Source organism: Aeromonas sp. R2-3, assembly GCF_040908375.1.
Taxonomy (GTDB): Bacteria; Pseudomonadota; Gammaproteobacteria; order Enterobacterales; family Aeromonadaceae; genus Aeromonas; species Aeromonas veronii.
This window is the reverse complement of record NZ_JBFODP010000015.1, coordinates 75,815-91,600: the sequence shown is the minus strand read 5'-3', so window position 1 is coordinate 91,600 and position 15,786 is coordinate 75,815. Positions and strand designations below refer to the sequence as shown.

At 60.3% G+C, this 15,786-nt stretch carries 15 protein-coding genes; 6 read left to right on the top strand and 9 right to left on the bottom strand.

The annotated features are described in order from the left end of the window. Positions 1-95: 95 nt before the first annotated feature. Positions 96-3,791: a methionine synthase gene (metH, locus tag AB5Z02_RS04655; protein ID WP_368215410.1), complete on the bottom strand. Its 3,696-nt coding sequence runs from the start codon at positions 3,789-3,791 to the stop codon at positions 96-98. 216 nt (positions 3,792-4,007) lie between these two features. Here metH and AB5Z02_RS04650 point away from each other — a divergent pair, with 216 nt between their 5' ends. Together AB5Z02_RS04650 and AB5Z02_RS04645 are read left to right on the top strand one after the other, a co-directional pair. Beyond that, on the top strand, positions 4,008-5,285 hold the full coding sequence (locus AB5Z02_RS04650) for a sodium:proton antiporter (protein ID WP_021231596.1): 1,278 nt from the start codon (positions 4,008-4,010) through the stop codon (positions 5,283-5,285). A gap of 506 nt (positions 5,286-5,791) precedes the next feature. Further along, entirely contained in the window at positions 5,792-5,968 is a 177-nt protein-coding gene (locus AB5Z02_RS04645; RefSeq protein ID WP_005340085.1) for a hypothetical protein, read from the top strand. 153 nt (positions 5,969-6,121) lie between these two features. Here AB5Z02_RS04645 and AB5Z02_RS04640 read toward each other — a convergent pair whose 3' ends face one another. Beyond that, positions 6,122-6,619: a GNAT family N-acetyltransferase gene (locus AB5Z02_RS04640; protein WP_042081371.1), complete on the bottom strand. Its 498-nt coding sequence runs from the start codon at positions 6,617-6,619 to the stop codon at positions 6,122-6,124. A 128-nt stretch (positions 6,620-6,747) separates the two neighbouring features. After that, positions 6,748-7,569, bottom strand: coding sequence for an HDOD domain-containing protein (locus AB5Z02_RS04635; protein WP_005357745.1), 822 nt, complete (start codon positions 7,567-7,569; stop codon positions 6,748-6,750). 169 nt (positions 7,570-7,738) lie between these two features. On the opposite strand from AB5Z02_RS04635, the gene AB5Z02_RS04630 reads away from it, so the two are divergent. Then, positions 7,739-8,005 carry a hypothetical protein gene (locus AB5Z02_RS04630; protein ID WP_005348674.1) on the top strand — a complete coding sequence of 89 codons (267 nt, stop codon included), beginning with the start codon at positions 7,739-7,741 and terminating at the stop codon, positions 8,003-8,005. Positions 8,006-8,077: 72 nt separating this feature from the next. Here AB5Z02_RS04630 and aphA read toward each other — a convergent pair whose 3' ends face one another. Together aphA and AB5Z02_RS04620 are read right to left on the bottom strand one after the other, a co-directional pair. Then, positions 8,078-8,797, bottom strand: a complete 720-nt coding sequence (gene aphA / locus AB5Z02_RS04625; protein ID WP_219595033.1) for an acid phosphatase AphA — start codon at positions 8,795-8,797, stop codon at positions 8,078-8,080. Positions 8,798-8,903: 106 nt separating this feature from the next. After that, positions 8,904-9,578 (bottom strand): adenine nucleotide alpha hydrolase, encoded by a 675-nt coding sequence (locus AB5Z02_RS04620; RefSeq protein ID WP_219595375.1) that lies wholly within the window; start codon positions 9,576-9,578, stop codon positions 8,904-8,906. 166 nt (positions 9,579-9,744) lie between these two features. Between AB5Z02_RS04620 and AB5Z02_RS04615 the strand changes: the two genes are divergently transcribed. The 3 genes from AB5Z02_RS04615 (at position 9,745) to AB5Z02_RS04605 (ending at position 12,288) form a co-directional block, all read left to right on the top strand. Further along, on the top strand, positions 9,745-11,064 hold the full coding sequence (locus tag AB5Z02_RS04615; RefSeq protein WP_042052570.1) for an MFS transporter: 1,320 nt from the start codon (positions 9,745-9,747) through the stop codon (positions 11,062-11,064). A 138-nt stretch (positions 11,065-11,202) separates the two neighbouring features. Further along, on the top strand, positions 11,203-11,925 hold the full coding sequence (locus tag AB5Z02_RS04610) for a MarC family NAAT transporter (RefSeq protein WP_302246660.1): 723 nt from the start codon (positions 11,203-11,205) through the stop codon (positions 11,923-11,925). A 159-nt stretch (positions 11,926-12,084) separates the two neighbouring features. Continuing rightward, positions 12,085-12,288 carry a hypothetical protein gene (locus tag AB5Z02_RS04605; protein ID WP_005340062.1) on the top strand — a complete coding sequence of 68 codons (204 nt, stop codon included), beginning with the start codon at positions 12,085-12,087 and terminating at the stop codon, positions 12,286-12,288. Positions 12,289-12,420: 132 nt separating this feature from the next. Here the strand turns inward: AB5Z02_RS04605 and tldD are convergent, their stop codons facing one another. The 4 genes from tldD to AB5Z02_RS04585 form a co-directional block, all read right to left on the bottom strand. Then, a complete protein-coding gene (gene tldD / locus AB5Z02_RS04600; RefSeq protein WP_368215407.1) occupies positions 12,421-13,869 on the bottom strand; it encodes a metalloprotease TldD in 1,449 nt (482 codons plus the stop codon). Positions 13,870-14,002: 133 nt separating this feature from the next. Then, entirely contained in the window at positions 14,003-14,836 is an 834-nt protein-coding gene (locus tag AB5Z02_RS04595; protein WP_368215405.1) for a carbon-nitrogen hydrolase family protein, read from the bottom strand. A gap of 19 nt (positions 14,837-14,855) precedes the next feature. Next, positions 14,856-15,443 (bottom strand): nucleotidyltransferase domain-containing protein, encoded by a 588-nt coding sequence (locus tag AB5Z02_RS04590; protein ID WP_157161546.1) that lies wholly within the window; start codon positions 15,441-15,443, stop codon positions 14,856-14,858. Beyond that, the gene (locus AB5Z02_RS04585; protein ID WP_368215403.1) at positions 15,440-15,772 is read right to left on the bottom strand and encodes a Dabb family protein; all 333 of its coding nucleotides are present in this window, start codon (positions 15,770-15,772) and stop codon (positions 15,440-15,442) included. The genes AB5Z02_RS04590 and AB5Z02_RS04585 overlap by 4 nt, the downstream gene beginning before the upstream one ends. Between the last annotated feature and the right edge of the window lie 14 nt (positions 15,773-15,786).

The window sequence follows — 15,786 nt, the reverse complement described above, 5'->3', positions numbered from 1 at the left end:
GACCAACAGGTTAAACGGCGGCTCTGCGCAGGTTGTTCAACCGGTGCAAGGATGCCGCCGTTTCTCGTTAAAGATCAACTGGTGTCACGCGGGAGTCAGTTCAGGTTTGGCCCCAACCAGCGCTCGGCCTCGGCCAGCGTCATCCCCTTGCGGGCGGCGTAATCTTCCACCTGATCGTGCTGGATCTGCGCCACCGCGAAGTATTTGCTCTCGGGGTGGGAGAAGTACCAGCCCGACACCGCCGCCCCCGGCCACATGGCGTAGGATTCGGTGAGCTGCATGCCGATGGCCTGCTCCACCTCCAGCAGCTCCCAGATGCTCCCCTTCTCGGTGTGCTCCGGGCAGGCCGGATAACCGGGGGCCGGGCGGATGCCCTGATAGTTTTCGCGGATCAGCTCCTCGTTGCTGAGGGCCTCGTCGGGAGCATAACCCCAATGAACCTTGCGCACCTGCTCGTGCAGATACTCGGCAAAGGCTTCGGCGAGACGGTCGCACACCGCCTGAATGAGGATGGCGTTGTAGTCATCATGCTGCGCCTTGTAGGCCTTGGCGATGGCCTCCTCACCGATGCCGCCGGTCACCGCGAAGGCGCCGATCCAGTCGGGCTTGCCGCTCTCTTTCGGCGCCACATAGTCCGCCAGACAGTAGTTGGGGAAGCCCTGCTTCTCGCTCTGCTGGCGCAGGTGATGCAGCACCTTGATGACCTCGGTGCGCGACTCGTCACTGTAAACTTCGATGCTGTCCCCTACCGCGTTGGCCGGAAACAGGCCGATCACCCCGGCGCAGCGCACGCTCTGATCCTTTTCCAGCTGGTCCAGCATGGCGTTGGCGTCGGCAAACAGCTTGGTCGCTTCCTCGCCGATGATCTCGTCCTCGAGGATGCGCGGATACTTGCCCGCCAGCTCCCAGCTGAGGAAGAACGGCGTCCAGTCGATGTAGGGACGCAGTACCGAAATGGCCACATCTTCGAACTTCTGCACCCCGAGCTCGCGGGGCTTGGGTGGCTGGTAGCCAACCCAATCCAGCTGATGCCGGTTGGCGTGGGCGTGGGCCAGACTGACCGGGCGGGAGCGCGGCTGCTTGCGGGCATGCTGATCCCGGGCGATCTCGTACTCCTTGTCGATGCGGGCGACAAACGCCTCCTTGAGATCCGGACTGAGCAGGCTCTGGGCCACCCCCACCGCGCGGGAAGCGTTGGAGACATAGACCACAGGCTCCGAGTAGTTCTGCTCTATCTTCACCGCAGTGTGCGCCTTGGAGGTGGTGGCACCACCGATCAGCAACGGCAGCTTGAAGCCCTGACGCTCCATCTCTTTGGCCACGTGCACCATCTCGTCCAGCGACGGAGTAATGAGACCCGACAACCCGATGATATCGGCGCCGACCTCCCGCGCCGTCTTGAGAATGGTCTCGCAGGAGACCATGACTCCGAGGTCGACAATCTCGAAGTTGTTGCACTGCAGCACTACCCCGACGATGTTCTTGCCGATGTCGTGCACATCCCCCTTCACAGTCGCCAGCACTATCTTGCCGTTGCTGGAGCCGCCCGATTTTTCCGCCTCGATATAGGGCTGCAGATAGGCCACCGCCCGCTTCATCACCCGGGCCGATTTCACCACCTGCGGCAGGAACATCTTGCCCGCGCCGAACAGGTCACCGACCACGTTCATGCCATCCATCAGCGGCCCTTCGATGACGTGCAGCGGCTTCTCGGCACCGGCGCGCGCCTCTTCGGTATCCTCTTCGATAAAGTCGGTGATCCCCTTGACCAGTGCGTGCTCCAGCCGCTTGCCCACCGGCCAGCTGCGCCACTCCTGATCCCGCGGATCCTCAGCCTGGGCACCGGCACCGCGATACTTCTCGGCGATGGCCAGCAGCTCCTCGGTGGCGTTGTCATTGAGGTTGAGCACCACCGCCTCGACCTTCTCTTTCAGCTCCGCCGGAATGTCTTCATAGATGGCGAGCTGACCGGCGTTGACGATCCCCATGTCCATGCCATTCTTGATGGCGTGGTAGAGGAAGACGGCGTGAATGGCTTCGCGCACCGGCTCGTTGCCGCGAAACGAAAACGAGACGTTGGAGACGCCGCCGGAGATCATGGCGTGGGGCAGGTGCATCTTGATGTCCTTCACCGCCTCGATGAAGTCCACCGCGTAGTTGTTGTGCTCGTCGATGCCGGTCGCTACCGCGAAGATGTTGGGGTCGAAGATGATGTCTTCCGGCGGGAAACCGACCTGATCCACCAGGATCCGGTAGGCACGTTGGCAGATCTCGAACTTGCGGGCGCGGGTATCGGCCTGCCCCGCTTCATCGAACGCCATCACGATGACGGCGGCGCCGTAGCGGCGCAGCAATCTGGCCTGCTGGATAAACTTCTCCTCCCCCTCTTTCATGGAGATGGAGTTGACCACCGGCTTGCCCTGCACGCACTTGAGGCCTGCTTCCAGCACCTCCCACTTGGAGGAGTCGATCATCACAGGCACCCGGGCGATATCCGGCTCACCGGCGATGAGGTTGAGGAAGCGCACCATGGCCGCTTCGGCGTCCAGCATCCCCTCGTCCATGTTGATATCGATGATCTGGGCGCCGTTCTCCACCTGCTGCTTGGCAACGTCGAGCGCCTCGTCGTAAAGCCCCTCCTTGATCAGCCGCTTGAACTTGGCCGAACCGGTAACGTTGGTCCGTTCCCCCACGTTCACGAACATGGATTCAGGGGTAATGATCAGCGGCTCGAGGCCCGACAGGCGGCAGGCCACCGGCAGCTCGGGCAGCACGCGCGGCTTGATGCCCGCCACGGCGTCCGCCATGGCGCGGATATGGGTCGGGGTGGTGCCGCAGCAACCGCCGACCATGTTGAGGAAGCCGCTTTGGGCCCACTCGCGGATATGCTCTGCCATCTCACCCGCATCGAGGTCGTACTCGCCGAACGCATTGGGCAGACCGGCGTTGGGGTGGGCGCTGACGCAGGATTCGCTGATGCGCGACAGCTCCTCCACATACTGGCGAAGCTCGTCCGGCCCCAATGCACAGTTGAGGCCGAACGATACCGGTTTGACGTGGCGCAGCGAGTGGTAGAAGGCTTCGGTGGTCTGGCCGGAGAGGGTTCGGCCGGAGGCATCGGTAATGGTGCCGGAGATCATCACCGGCAGGCTGTAGCCCAGCGCCTCGAACACCCCTTCCACCGCGAAGGCGGCAGCCTTGGCGTTGAGGGTATCGAAGATGGTCTCGATCAGAATGATGTCAGCGCCGCCCTCGATCAGGGCGTGGGTCGATTCGGTGTAGGCGGCCACCAGCTGGTCATAGGTGACGTTGCGCTTGCCGGGATCGTTCACATCCGGCGAGATGGAGGCGGTGCGGTTGGTGGGGCCCAACACCCCTGCCACGAAACGCGGCTTGGCGGGATCTTTTGCCGTCCACTCGTCTGCCACAGCGCGGGCCAGACGGGCGGCTTCACGGTTGATCTCGGCCGAGAACTCTTCCATCTCGTAATCGGCCATGGCGATGCGAGTGGCGTTGAAGGTGTTGGTCTCGAGAATGTCGGCCCCGGCAGCGCAATACTGCTCGTGGATCTCGCGGATCACCGCCGGACGGGTCAGCACCAGCAGATCGTTGTTGCCCTTGATGTCGGTATGCCAGTCGGCAAACCGCTCACCCCGATAATCTGCCTCCCCCAGCTTGTAGCCCTGGATCATGGTGCCCATGGCCCCGTCGATGATCAGGATCCGCTCCCTGAGGCAGGCTTCCAGCTTCTTTGTTACGTCCGACTGCTTGCTCGGCTCTCTGCTCGACATTACGTTCGACACCGCGTGTTCCTCTTACATCCATGCAACTGCGTAAACAGCATCCTAACAGCAAACAAATAAAATGGAAATCTAGCCGTCTATCAGTCCAAATGCGCCACCATATACTCATTTATGGGTAATGAGTAACATAGGGCCCGAGAGTAACCTATGCCCGTCCTGCATAGGGATACGTGCTTGCTGTCTACCAACGAGAAAAAAATAACTATGAGCGTCTACTACACACTCTGTTTTCTGGCAGCGTTGGCGATTTTTATCGCCTTTGCCAACCAGTATGTTGTGAAGATCCAGACCACCATCGCCATTACTGCGGGCTCCATGCTGATCTCCGCACTGCTGGTGCTGTTTGGCAAACTGGGCTGGTTCAACCTGGAACCTCTTGCCGTCAAGACCATGGAGAGCATCGACTTCCAGAACTTCCTGCTGAAGGGGATTCTGGGCTTCCTGCTGTTCGCCGGTGGCCTCGGCATCAACCTCAAGGCGCTGCGTAGCCAGAAGTGGGAGATCACCATTCTGGCCATCATTGCCACCCTGCTCTCCACCTTCCTCATCGGCTACGGCTTCTGGTTTATCGCCAAGCTGCTGGGCTGGGAGTTGCCGCTGGTGTACTGCATGCTGTTCGGCGCGCTGATCTCCCCCACTGACCCGATTGCCGTACTGGCCATCGTCAAGAAGATGAAAGCGCCACCCCAGATCGCCATCCAGATCGAAGGGGAATCCCTGTTCAACGATGGTGTTGGCCTCGTCATCTTCGCTACCGTGTTTGCCGTCGCCTTTGGCGGTGTCGAGCCCACCTTCGGTAGCGTGGCCGGTCTGTTCCTGCACGAAGCCCTCGGCGGCATCCTGTTCGGCGCCGTGCTGGGCCTCATCGCCCACGTGATGATCAGCGCCACAGATGACGGTTCATTGGAGCTGCTGCTGACCCTCTGCATCCCGACCGCCGGCTTTGCCTTTGCCAACATGATCGGCGTCTCCGGCGCACTGGCCATGGTGGTCACCGGCATCATGATCGGCAACTGGACCCGTCACTCCGGCTTCTCCGAGCAGAGCAGCCATCACCTGGATCACTTCTGGGAGTTGATGGACCAGTTCCTCAACGCCCTGCTGTTCCTGCTGATCGGTCTGGCGCTGGTACTGCTGGATCTCGCCTGGCGTGACTGGATCCTGCTGGTCATCGCGGTGCCGCTCTGCCTGGGTGCCCGCTTTATCAGCGTGTCGCTGCCCTATGTGGCTTTCCGCCGATTCCGCAATTACAACACCTTCTCGGTGCGGATCCTCACCTGGGGTGGCCTGCGCGGTGGCCTGGCGATGGCGATGGCACTGGCACTCCCCTCCGGCGTCATGATGATACCGGAACATGGCGTCGACCTGCGTCAGGTCATCCTGGTGATGACCTACTCGGTGGTGATGTTCTCCATCGTGGTGCAAGGCATGACCATCACCCCGATGATCACGGCTGCCAAGAAGGCCTGTGGCGACTACTGAGTCGGCCCACTGTGCTGATTGCAGAATGAGAGAGGGCTCCCGTCGGGAGCCCTCTTTTTATGGCGGATAGTTGCGAATATTTGCTGCTGATAGCACCTTGATTACACAGAGGAAAAGTGTACTGACTTCAACATCGGCAAATTATTGTTTGCTTTTTATTCATTTCGAGGAGAGAATGCGCGTCGGCTAGTTAATCAGCCCTGTTTATGTTTACCCTGCAATGCTTCACCTCACGATGAATCCTGCCAGTACCCGCATAACCTTCTTCTGATTTACTCGCCTTGAGAACCGTCAGGCTGTCTGCCTGCGTTGCCCGGCTCTCACGGTGCAGACCCGATCTGCCCACCCAATTTGATTTATGCATCAGCATATTCCTTGAAAGTGCAGACGCCCCTTAACCGGGCTGGGTATTCCTGCGCGCTTGTCGTTCACCCAATCGACCGCGCCCATTGACCTGACATTTGCCAATACAAGGAGCAAACACCTAATTTATATAGAGAAATACCATGATGAAAGCAGTACAAACACACAAGCCCCTGCGTCGCAGCAAGCCCATCAACCTGCCTGTGCAAGAGCACGACAATGATGCGTTTCTGATCCAGTTCAGCACCCGCTTCAGCGGCGGTTTCGCCATCTCCTGTGATGGTATCGCTGGCGAGTTCTCCATCGAAGACCTCAACTGATCCTGCCTGCCCTCCGGCAGCGCCCGATGCAGACAGGCCGCAACTCACGGCGGCCTCTTTGCTTCTCTCACGCCTTTAGCCAGACCCGGCCTCTTGCTTGTCACTCAGCCTGACAGCCACCTCGCCATTCGCTTTCCCGCTCTCTGACCTTGATCACTGCTCCAGCAGCAGGCACTCATCTGCATCTTCGCTCAACTTGACCAGTCGACTGCGCACCAACCCCAGCTTGGCCAACAGGCCGATGGAACGCTCGTTGCCCGGAGTGACGATGGCAACTACCTGCCCGATCCCCAACCGGCTTTTGCCATCGGCAAGGGCGGCCTGCGCCGCTTCAATGGCGTAGCCCTGACCGCGATATTGCGGCAGGAAGGCATAACCGATATCGACCTGCTCCAGGGTATCTCGCTTGATCAAACCGCAGATACCGAGGCTGACACCGTCCTCTTTGCGCTCCACCAGATAGAGTCCGTGACCATAGCGGGCATAACTGACCGCCGGCCCCTGCTGGATATACTCCTGCGCCTGCTCCAGGGTGCGAATGCCCCGATCGCCGATGTAGCGATAAAAGTCGCCGTCATTGAGCAGCTCAAGGATGAAGGGGGCATCGGTGGCGATCATTTCGCGCAGGATCAGGCGGGAGGAGGCAATCATGGCAAGGGCTCTCAAACGGAAAGTGAAGGGCAAAGAGTGCCCCGTCACTCCCGGGCTGGCAAGCCTGTGGCACCATCGGCCATGAAAAAGGGGCCATATTGGCCCCTGATGAGATGGGATAAACGGGCTCAGGCAGCCAGCAATCCGGCATAGCCATTACCCTGCTCGCGCAGCGCAGTGAATTGGGCAGCGCAATCAGCCCAGCTCAACCCCAGCGCATCTGCCACCTTGTGGGGCCACTCGGGTGGCGCCTCTTCCCCCACATCGGATTGCGCAGCCAGCACGATCGCCAGATGGATCAACCCGGCCTCGGCGGAGAACTCCTTGGCCAGCATGGGGTTGTAGTGATACTCCACCGCGTTGCTGATGGTCTCGGGGAACTTCCAGTAGCGTGCCATGGCCGCCCCGACCTGGGCATAGTTGAAGCCGACCACCAGCTCTTCCGCCTTGGCCCGCCCCTTGTGCAACTCCAGATCGTGAATGTGGTGGACAGTGTTTTCCGGCAAGCCTACGTGCATCACCAAGCGGCCGAGATCGTAGAGCAGAGCGCAGGTAAAGACCTCATCCCCTTTCATCCCCTTCTTCACCGCCAGACGACGCGCCAGCTCCGCCACGTTGAAGACGCAGCCCCAGAAATGTTTGAGGTCAATGCCGGGCACCGCAGTGACCGATTCGGTGAGCCCGCAGGCCAGCACCATGTTGCGCACCATCGCCAACCCCAGCCGCACCGCGGCTTCATTGACGGTGCCGATCTGACGACTGCTGCCGAATTTGGCCGAGTTGGCCAGCCGCAGCAACTTGGCGGAGATGACAGGGTCCTTGTTGATCAACTTGCTGATCTTGAGCAGATCCGGATCCTTTTCATTGAAGGTCTGGATCAAATCGCGCATCACTTCCGGGATCTGGGGCAGTAGCTTGGGCTCGGCCAGCAGGGAATCTATCGTGGGCATAGGCGTGTCCATCCATGTTATCTGTGTTCCAACCTGTTTGCCTTGGCAAACTCCTCCTAATTATGGGTAACAAATGGCCTCCCCATCGGATTGTTTATTCGCAGGCTATTCAAGGTGTTAGCCCCATTCAGGCTATACTGGCCGCCACATTCACTGTTGCGGATATCCCATGAACGACACTCAGGAATTTTTTGATGAAGACGCGCTGCTGGAGATGGTGGAGAACCAGCTCAACGACGGTCACCCGCCCCATGTGAAGGCGACCCTGATGCGGCTGGTGATGAAGGGCACCCCGCGGGAAGAGGCGCTGCAATATATCGCCTGCGCCCTCGGTGCCGAGCTGATGGCGATGGAGGCAGATCAGGGCCCCTTCAATCTGACCCGTTACGGCGAGTTCCTCGACAGCCTGCCCGAGATGCCGTGGGCAGACGACTGACCCGAGCTGGATGACGGATGCAAAAAGGGCGGGTGCCAATGGCCCCGCCCTTTTGCATGGATCCACTCCGGATCAGAACTGGGAGTTGATGATCACCTCTTCCCCCAGCGCCCCTGCCAACGGCAGTGGCCGATAGCTGGAGTTGGCGGCCCGCAGCAGACGAATGCCGCGAATGCCGACCTCCTGCGCCGCCTTGATATCCCCGTCGGCGTCGCCGTAGAACAGCTTCATCTGCTTATCCTTGAGCCACTGCACCTTGGTGTTCTGGCCCGGCTGATCACCGGCGAAGATCACCGGATTGAGCTGGTCGGCCGGAATATTCATGGTCTGCTGCAAGGTCTGGCTCACGGTTTCGGTCTTGGTGGCCGAGCGGCCGGTGACGAAATAGATGTGGTCACCGCGCTTGAGGTGCATGGCGATGAGCGCCTTGCCCACCTCTTTCGGCATGCTGAACGCATCCCAGCCGTTATTCATCTTCTCCCAGAAGGCGGGGTTCTTCAGATAGCTCTCGTCATTGGGCGAGAACTCCTGCTTGCCGCGATAAAAACCCGGGCTGGAGAAGAGCAGGGTATCGTCGATATCAAACCCGACCGCCATCGGGGGCAGGCCATCCAGACTCTTGGCAATCTGCTCCACTGATACCCAGTGGATTGGCGCCTGCTGGGCCAGAGTGACGGTGGTGACACCGGCAGGGATCGGCTGAACGGTAGCGACTTGACCCGCCACAGCAGGCAGAGAGAGGGCCGCAGCCAGCAAGGAGGCAAGCAGCGCCGGACGAGAGATGTGTTTCATAAGGCAGGTTGTCATCTTGAATCAAAAGAGGGGGCCAATAGTGCCCCCATCCCGCCTCTCAAATCTGTGAATGCTCCTGCAAAAGGGAGCATTTGACGCCCGATAATTAATCTTCGATTGGCAGCAGATCGGTAAAGACAAAGCCGTCGCGCAGCACTGTCTCGCCGACCCGAATGCCGAGCGGACGGGAGAACATGGGGCCATCATAGGCCAGGGTGTGAAACTCGCCGTTCTCGCCGCACGGATCGACCCCCTCCGGCAGCGCCGCCAGCAGCACCTCGTCAAAGTCATGGCCACCCAGGCTGGCATCCAACTTGTTCGGGTCGAGAGCACTGATCCGCGCCTTCAACCCAGCGGCCACCATCTGCGGCGCCAGTTCACGGGTATTGCTGCCCCAGAGCGGGAACAGTGGTTCGATGCCGGTACCTGCCAGCTGCTTTTCACGGTAGGCTCGCACATCCTCGAGGAACAAGTCGCCAAAGGCCATATGGCAGATCCCCTGCGCCACCACATCGGCGATAAAGCCGGTCATGATGCGGGCGTAATCCTCGTTGCTGCAGGGCCAGGGCAGATCGATAGTGGTGAGGGGCAGCCCGACGCAGGCGGCCTGCTCGGTCAACAGCTGCTTGCGCACCCCGTGCATCGCCACCCGCTCGAATGCCTGATTGAGGGTGGTAAACAGCCCCACCACCTCGATGGCGGGATCTTGCCGCAACTGATGCAGTGCCCATGCGCAATCCTTGCCGCTGCTCCAGGAGAGCAATACCCGTTTCTTTTCCATCATTCCTCCGCCAGCGGGGCACTCGGATTGCCCCAAAAAGATGCAAGACAGTGTTGCGAATTGCGCGATTTACACACAAGAGGCAGGCAGCATACTCTCGATCACCTGTATATGCCCCTTGCACGGGGTGACAATAACTAAAAAAACCGATGGGAAACATACGGATATGACCACGACCACACAACAACATGATCACGCCCGCCCCCTCAATCGACAGGATTACAAAACCCTGAGTCTGGCTGCCCTCGGCGGCGCGCTGGAGTTTTACGACTTCATCATCTTCGTCTTCTTCGCCGTGGTCATCGGCGAGCTGTTCTTCCCGGCCGATATTCCCGAGTGGCTGCGCCAGTTCCAGACCTTCGGCATCTTCGCCGCCGGTTATCTGGCCCGCCCACTCGGCGGCATCATCATGGCCCACTTTGGCGATCTCATCGGTCGAAAGCGGATGTTCACCCTCAGCATCATCATGATGGCGCTGCCGACCCTGTTGATCGGTCTGCTGCCCACCTATGCGGTGCTCGGCATCGGCGCCCCCATCGCCCTGCTGGGCCTGCGGATCCTGCAAGGCGCCGCCATCGGCGGTGAAGTGCCCGGCGCCTGGGTATTTGTCGCCGAGCACGTTCCTGCCCGTCGGGTCGGGGTCGCCTGCGGCACGCTCACGGCGGGATTGACGGCCGGCATTCTGCTTGGCTCCCTCATCGCCACTGCGGTCAACAAGAGCCTGACACCGGCCGAAGTGAGCGAGTGGGGCTGGCGAGTGCCCTTCCTGCTGGGTGGTATCTTCGGCATCGTCGCCATGTACCTGCGGCGCTGGTTGCACGAGACCCCGGTCTTCGCCGAGATGAAAGCCAACAAGACCCTGGCTGACGAACTGCCCCTCAAGTCGGTGCTGCGCAACCACAAGAGCAGCGTGGTGGTCTCCATGCTGCTCACCTGGCTGCTCTCCGCCGGTATCGTGGTGGTGATCCTGATGACCCCCACCTATCTGCAGAAGGTCTATGGCATCAGCCCGGCTGACGCCCTGACCGCCAACTCGCTGGCCATCGTGGCTCTGACACTCGGCTGCATCGTCTATGGTCGACTGATCGACCTGCTGGGCAGCGGTCTCACCTTCATGTTCGGCTCCCTGCTGCTGGCGGGCTCCAGCTACGCCTTCTATCACGGTCTGGCGGCCGGTACGAGCCAGCTGGTACCGCTCTACATGCTGGCAGGCTTTGCGGTCGGGATTGTCGGTGCCGTGCCTTACGTGATGGTCAACGCCTTCCCGCCGGTGGTGCGCTTCTCCGGTCTGTCGTTCTCCTACAATGTGGCCTACGCCATCTTCGGTGGCCTCACCCCGATGGCGGTGACCCTCTGGATGAAGAGCGACATGCTGGCCCCCTCCCACTATGTGGTGAGCCTGTCGGTGCTGGGTTTCGCCATCGGTCTCTGGCTCTGGTTCCAGCAACGGGCCATCCGGCAGCAGCAAGCGCCGCAAGCGGCCTGACCCGAACAACAAGCCCCGGCATCTGCCGGGGCTTTTTTGTACTGCTTATGTTCAGTTTCGCCAGCATAAGATAGCCTCCCTCTGGGGCCTGCCACCCGCGTTGCCCCATGAAGTCCAACTCTTTATCCGAGGCTCAAGATGTTCATTCAGGTCGTATTACTCACCTTGCTGGCGCTGCTGCCCATGGTCAACCCGCCCACCACGGCCACCCTGCTGCTGGGGCTGAGCAAGGGGATGTCGCGCGAACACGTGCGCCGTCAGGTCAATCTGGCCTCCATCTATCTGTTTTGCACCCTCTGCACCACCTTCTTTATCGGATCCTCGATCCTGGATCTGTTCGGGATCTCCATTCCGGGCTTGCGCCTGGCCGGTGGTCTCATCATCGGCTTTATCGGCTTTCGCATGCTGTTCCCCGCCCCCAGCCAGCAGAGCGGGGTCGATATCAACCAGAGCATTGCCTTCGTACCGCTCACCATGCCCAGCATGTGCGGGCCAGGTACCATGGCGCTGGTAATAAGCGGGGCAGCCCAGATTGCCGAGCTGCCTGACGAGTACAACCGCCTCACCATCTACGCCGGTGTGGTAACGGCGTTTGCCCTGATGAGCCTGATCAGCTGGGGAGTATTGAAGCTGGCGGATCCGGTCTGCAAGATCCTGGGCGCCACCGGCATCGACGCCATGACCCGTATCATGGGCTTCCTGCTGGTCTGCATGGGTATGCAGTTTTGCATCAATGGCATCAAGGAAGTGGCACAGGATCCGGTCTTCCACGGCGGCCAGACCGTGCAAACCGCACCGGCGCTACCAAAGGCTTCCGGCACGTTTGATCAGTTGCCGCAGAAGCCCACCGGCTCTGATTGAAAACGGTATCAAAAAGTCCCTGACGATCTGCACTGATCTTGTCCCTGATCATGTTATTGACACACAAATGAGTTAGTTTGTTTTTCATACAGACTGTATTCAGATGGACGCTGATAGGTTTGTTGATGAATACCCACTCAACTTCAGGAGAGTATGCAGATGGACAAGATGCTGACCGAAATAGGGAGCCATAGCCTGTTTCACGAGTACCTGAACGTGGTTGGGATTGCGAGCCCATCCCTCGCCAAGATCGAGCAACGCTGGGAATATAAAGATCAAGAGCAGCTTGTTGCCAAAATCCAGATCGACAAACAGGGTAACGCTCGCTATTTCATCGACGCCCGCGCCATATCAGTCAATTGATACCGAATCACCCGCCAGCCCCGGTCCAACGACTGGGGCTTTTTGTTGTCTGCGATCCCCTGAATAGCAAAACCCCGGCAAGGGCCGGGGTTTGAATGCGTCGGGTTACGCCGCTACGCGGCTAACCCAAACCTACGAAGTGCCACCCACGGTGAGCTGGTCCAGTTTGAGGGTGGGCTGGCCGACACCGACCGGCACGCTCTGCCCCTCTTTGCCGCAGATGCCGACCCCACGATCCAGCGCAAGATCGCTGCCCACCATGGAGACCTGGCTCATCGCTTCGGGGCCGTTGCCGATCAGGGTCGCGCCCTTGATGGGAGCGGTGATCTTGCCATCCTCGATGAGGTAAGCCTCGGAGGCGGAGAAGACAAACTTGCCGGAGGTAATGTCCACCTGGCCGCCACCGAAGTTGGGGGCATAAATGCCCTTCTTCACCGAGGCGATGATCTCCGCCGGATCATACTGGCCCGCCAGCATGTAGGTGTTGGTCATGCGCGGCATCGGCATGGCGGCGTAGGATTCACGGCGCCCGTTGCCGGTGAGCGGCACCCCCATCAGACGGGCGTTCTGCTTGTCCTGCAGATACCCCTTGAGGATACCGTTCTCGATCAGCACGTTGTAGCCACCCGGCGTCCCCTCGTCATCGATGGAGACGGAGCCGCGCCGACCCGGCAGAGTGCCATCATCGACGATGGTGCAGTGCTTGGAGGCCACCTGCTCGCCGATGCGGCCAGCAAATGCGGAAGATCCCTTGCGATTGAAATCCCCCTCCAGACCATGACCTACCGCCTCGTGCAGCAGCACGCCAGGCCAGCCGGAGCCCAACACCACTGGCATGGTACCGGCTGGCGCGTCGATGGCTTCCAGATTGACCAGCGCCTGACGCACCGCTTCACGCACATAGCCAAAGGCGCGGCTCTCCAGCCCGTCCAGTTCGAGGAACCAGTCGTAACCAAAGCGCCCGCCGCCCCCGGCACTGCCACGCTCGCGGCGATCGCCCTTCTCGGCGATCACGGTCACCGACAGCCGCACCAGCGGGCGCACATCGGCGGCCAGGGTGCCGTCGGTGGCGGCCACCAGCACCTCTTCGTAAACGCCGCTGATGGAGGCCATCACCTGATTGATAGCGGGATCCAGACTTCTGGCGAACTTGTCCATCTGCTCCAGCAGGGAGATCTTCTGGTGCTTGTCGAGGGTCTGCAGCGGATCCATGGCCGGATAGAGCAGGTTTGCGGAGGTGCGGGCCCACGCCTTCACCTTGCCGTGAGCACCGGCTGCGGCGATGCCGCGAGCGGCGGTCACCGACTGTTGCAGGGCCAGCAGGCTCAGCTCGTCCGAGTAGGCGAAGCCGGTCTTCTCGCCGCTGACGGCGCGCACCCCGACCCCCTGATCGATGTTATAGCTGCCATCCTTGACGATGCCATCTTCCAGCATCCAGGACTCGTGCCAGCTGCGCTGGAAATAGAGATCGCCGAACTCCACCTGATGGCTCATCAGGCTGCCGAGCAGCTGCTGCAGGCGCCCTTCGTCGAGATCGTTCGGGGCCAACAGGGAGGCACTAACCTGGCTCAATAGACTCAATCTTCTTCTCCACTCTCGTAACGAGCTGTTTTAAATCGTCTTGCCGACGGGTTGGCGACAAGCCACACCATCACAACAAACGGGTATGCTCCAGCACGGGCAAACGGCTGCGTTTCAATTTTTCACCACACCATCAGAGCAAACGGGCGTGTTGCAGCACTGGCATGGTGCGATGCAATTCGTCGATAAGCCCGAGATCCATCTTCGCCAGCACAGTGCCGCGCCCGGACTCTTTGCTCGCCAGCACCCGACCCCAGGGGTCGATCACCATGCTGTGGCCCCAGGTCTGGCGCCCTGTCTCGTGAGTGCCGCCCTGATTGGCAGCGACTACGTAACACTGGTTTTCGATGGCGCGAGCCCGCAGCAGCGGCTCCCAGTGCGCCTCGCCGGTCACGGCGGTAAAGGCGGCAGGCACCAGCAACACACGGGCACCGGCACGGGCCAACTGGCGGTAGAGCTCGGGAAAGCGCAGATCATAACAGATCGAGAGGCCGAGGGGACCAAAGGGGGAGTCCACCAGCACAGGCTCCTTGCCGGGGCTGAAGGTCTCCGACTCGCGATAGCGGCCGTGATTATCCGCCACATCCACGTCGAACAGGTGGATCTTGTGGTAGTGGCCCCTGAGCTCACCGCTGGGGTCAAACACCAGCGAGCTGGTGTGGATATGGTCGGAATCGGCGATGGTGGTCGGCATAGCCCCGGCCACCAGCCAGATGCCGTAATCGCGGGCCCATTCGGCCAGTTGTTGTTGAATGGGCGTTGCTCCGCTCAGAGTGGCGCTGGGATCGGAGCCGATTGCCTCGGCACCATCCAGATAGCCCTGTCGTTCGCCAAACAGGGCAAAGTTCTCCGGCAGCAGCACCAGCAGCGGCCGCTCTTTGGGCAAGGCCGCCAGTTCGGCGGCGATCTGCTCCCGGTTATCCTGCCAGTGACGGCCAGATACCAGCTGTATTGCGGCTAACCACATGACGTTCTCCTTGTCCGCATTAATCGCGATCCACAATATTCGGGTCTTTATCCATTTCTGCCAGCAACTTGCGAAGATGATGCCTGACCAATCCCCGCTGCCCCCGCTCCGCCCATTTGAGGCAATCGAACAACTCCCACACCAGCCCATCCCCTTCGGCCATATAGGCAGGAAAGTCCCAATGGCTTGGGGCAGGGCCAGAAACCTCAAGCGCACCAAGGGAGGATGTTTTATCGAACAGTGGCAAATAAGGTTTGGCAAGGGGGAACTCAGCCCCCCGATCAAGGATATGGATCTCGATGCTGGACATATCGAGGAAGATGAAGCGCCAGTATGAACAGACCTCTTCATGTCTTCCTTGCCAGCAGTGAAAGATGGGCCGATCCCCCACAATGGTGCGCACCAGTTCGTCTCCCTGCTTATGGAAGCCGGGCTCGGCCAGCAACAAGAGATCGACATCGGATACCCGGTCTGCCTTGCCCTTGGCGAGCGACCCAACCACTACCCCGGCATCAATCGCAGGATGGGCTGCGCCATGTTTCATAACCGACTCCAGCAGTGCGCGCTGCAGTGGCGGGATGGCAGCCCAGTGCTCATCCACCATCATAACGGCCCCTCTGACACAACCCGATCCCCCGCCTGCAGGGTGTAATCCAGTACAATGATTCGCTCCAGCACAGGACGGAAGATGGCCTTGAGGGCATCGTGATCAGGATGGGGCAGATAGCGTTGGCGGGCTGCTTCGTCGGCGAAGGTCATCAGTACGCTGTGGGTAAAGCCACCATCCCTCCCCTCCGGGCTGTCATTCTCCCCCCACTCCACGGCGGTCACGCCGCTGACCTGATGGGGAATGGCGAAAAAGGCGGTACGCACCGCATCTATCTGGGCAGACTGGGTGCCCGGCTTGAAGGCGATCAGCAGGATATGTCGGATCATGGCTCACTCCTTGT

Bases quoted from the DNA above. Each gene is read 5' to 3' on its own strand.
- metH (WP_368215410.1), bottom strand. From the start codon at position 3,791: ATGTCGAGCAGAGAGCCGAGCAAGCAGTCGGACGTAACAAAGAAGCTG.
- AB5Z02_RS04650 (WP_021231596.1), top strand. From the start codon at position 4,008: ATGAGCGTCTACTACACACTCTGTTTTCTGGCAGCGTTGGCGATTTTT.
- AB5Z02_RS04645 (WP_005340085.1), top strand. From the start codon at position 5,792: ATGATGAAAGCAGTACAAACACACAAGCCCCTGCGTCGCAGCAAGCCC.
- AB5Z02_RS04640 (WP_042081371.1), bottom strand. From the start codon at position 6,619: ATGATTGCCTCCTCCCGCCTGATCCTGCGCGAAATGATCGCCACCGAT.
- AB5Z02_RS04635 (WP_005357745.1), bottom strand. From the start codon at position 7,569: ATGCCCACGATAGATTCCCTGCTGGCCGAGCCCAAGCTACTGCCCCAG.
- AB5Z02_RS04630 (WP_005348674.1), top strand. From the start codon at position 7,739: ATGAACGACACTCAGGAATTTTTTGATGAAGACGCGCTGCTGGAGATG.
- aphA (WP_219595033.1), bottom strand. From the start codon at position 8,797: ATGAAACACATCTCTCGTCCGGCGCTGCTTGCCTCCTTGCTGGCTGCG.
- AB5Z02_RS04620 (WP_219595375.1), bottom strand. From the start codon at position 9,578: ATGGAAAAGAAACGGGTATTGCTCTCCTGGAGCAGCGGCAAGGATTGC.
- AB5Z02_RS04615 (WP_042052570.1), top strand. From the start codon at position 9,745: ATGACCACGACCACACAACAACATGATCACGCCCGCCCCCTCAATCGA.
- AB5Z02_RS04610 (WP_302246660.1), top strand. From the start codon at position 11,203: ATGTTCATTCAGGTCGTATTACTCACCTTGCTGGCGCTGCTGCCCATG.
- AB5Z02_RS04605 (WP_005340062.1), top strand. From the start codon at position 12,085: ATGGACAAGATGCTGACCGAAATAGGGAGCCATAGCCTGTTTCACGAG.
- AB5Z02_RS04595 (WP_368215405.1), bottom strand. From the start codon at position 14,836: ATGTGGTTAGCCGCAATACAGCTGGTATCTGGCCGTCACTGGCAGGAT.
- AB5Z02_RS04590 (WP_157161546.1), bottom strand. From the start codon at position 15,443: ATGATGGTGGATGAGCACTGGGCTGCCATCCCGCCACTGCAGCGCGCA.
- AB5Z02_RS04585 (WP_368215403.1), bottom strand. From the start codon at position 15,772: ATGATCCGACATATCCTGCTGATCGCCTTCAAGCCGGGCACCCAGTCT.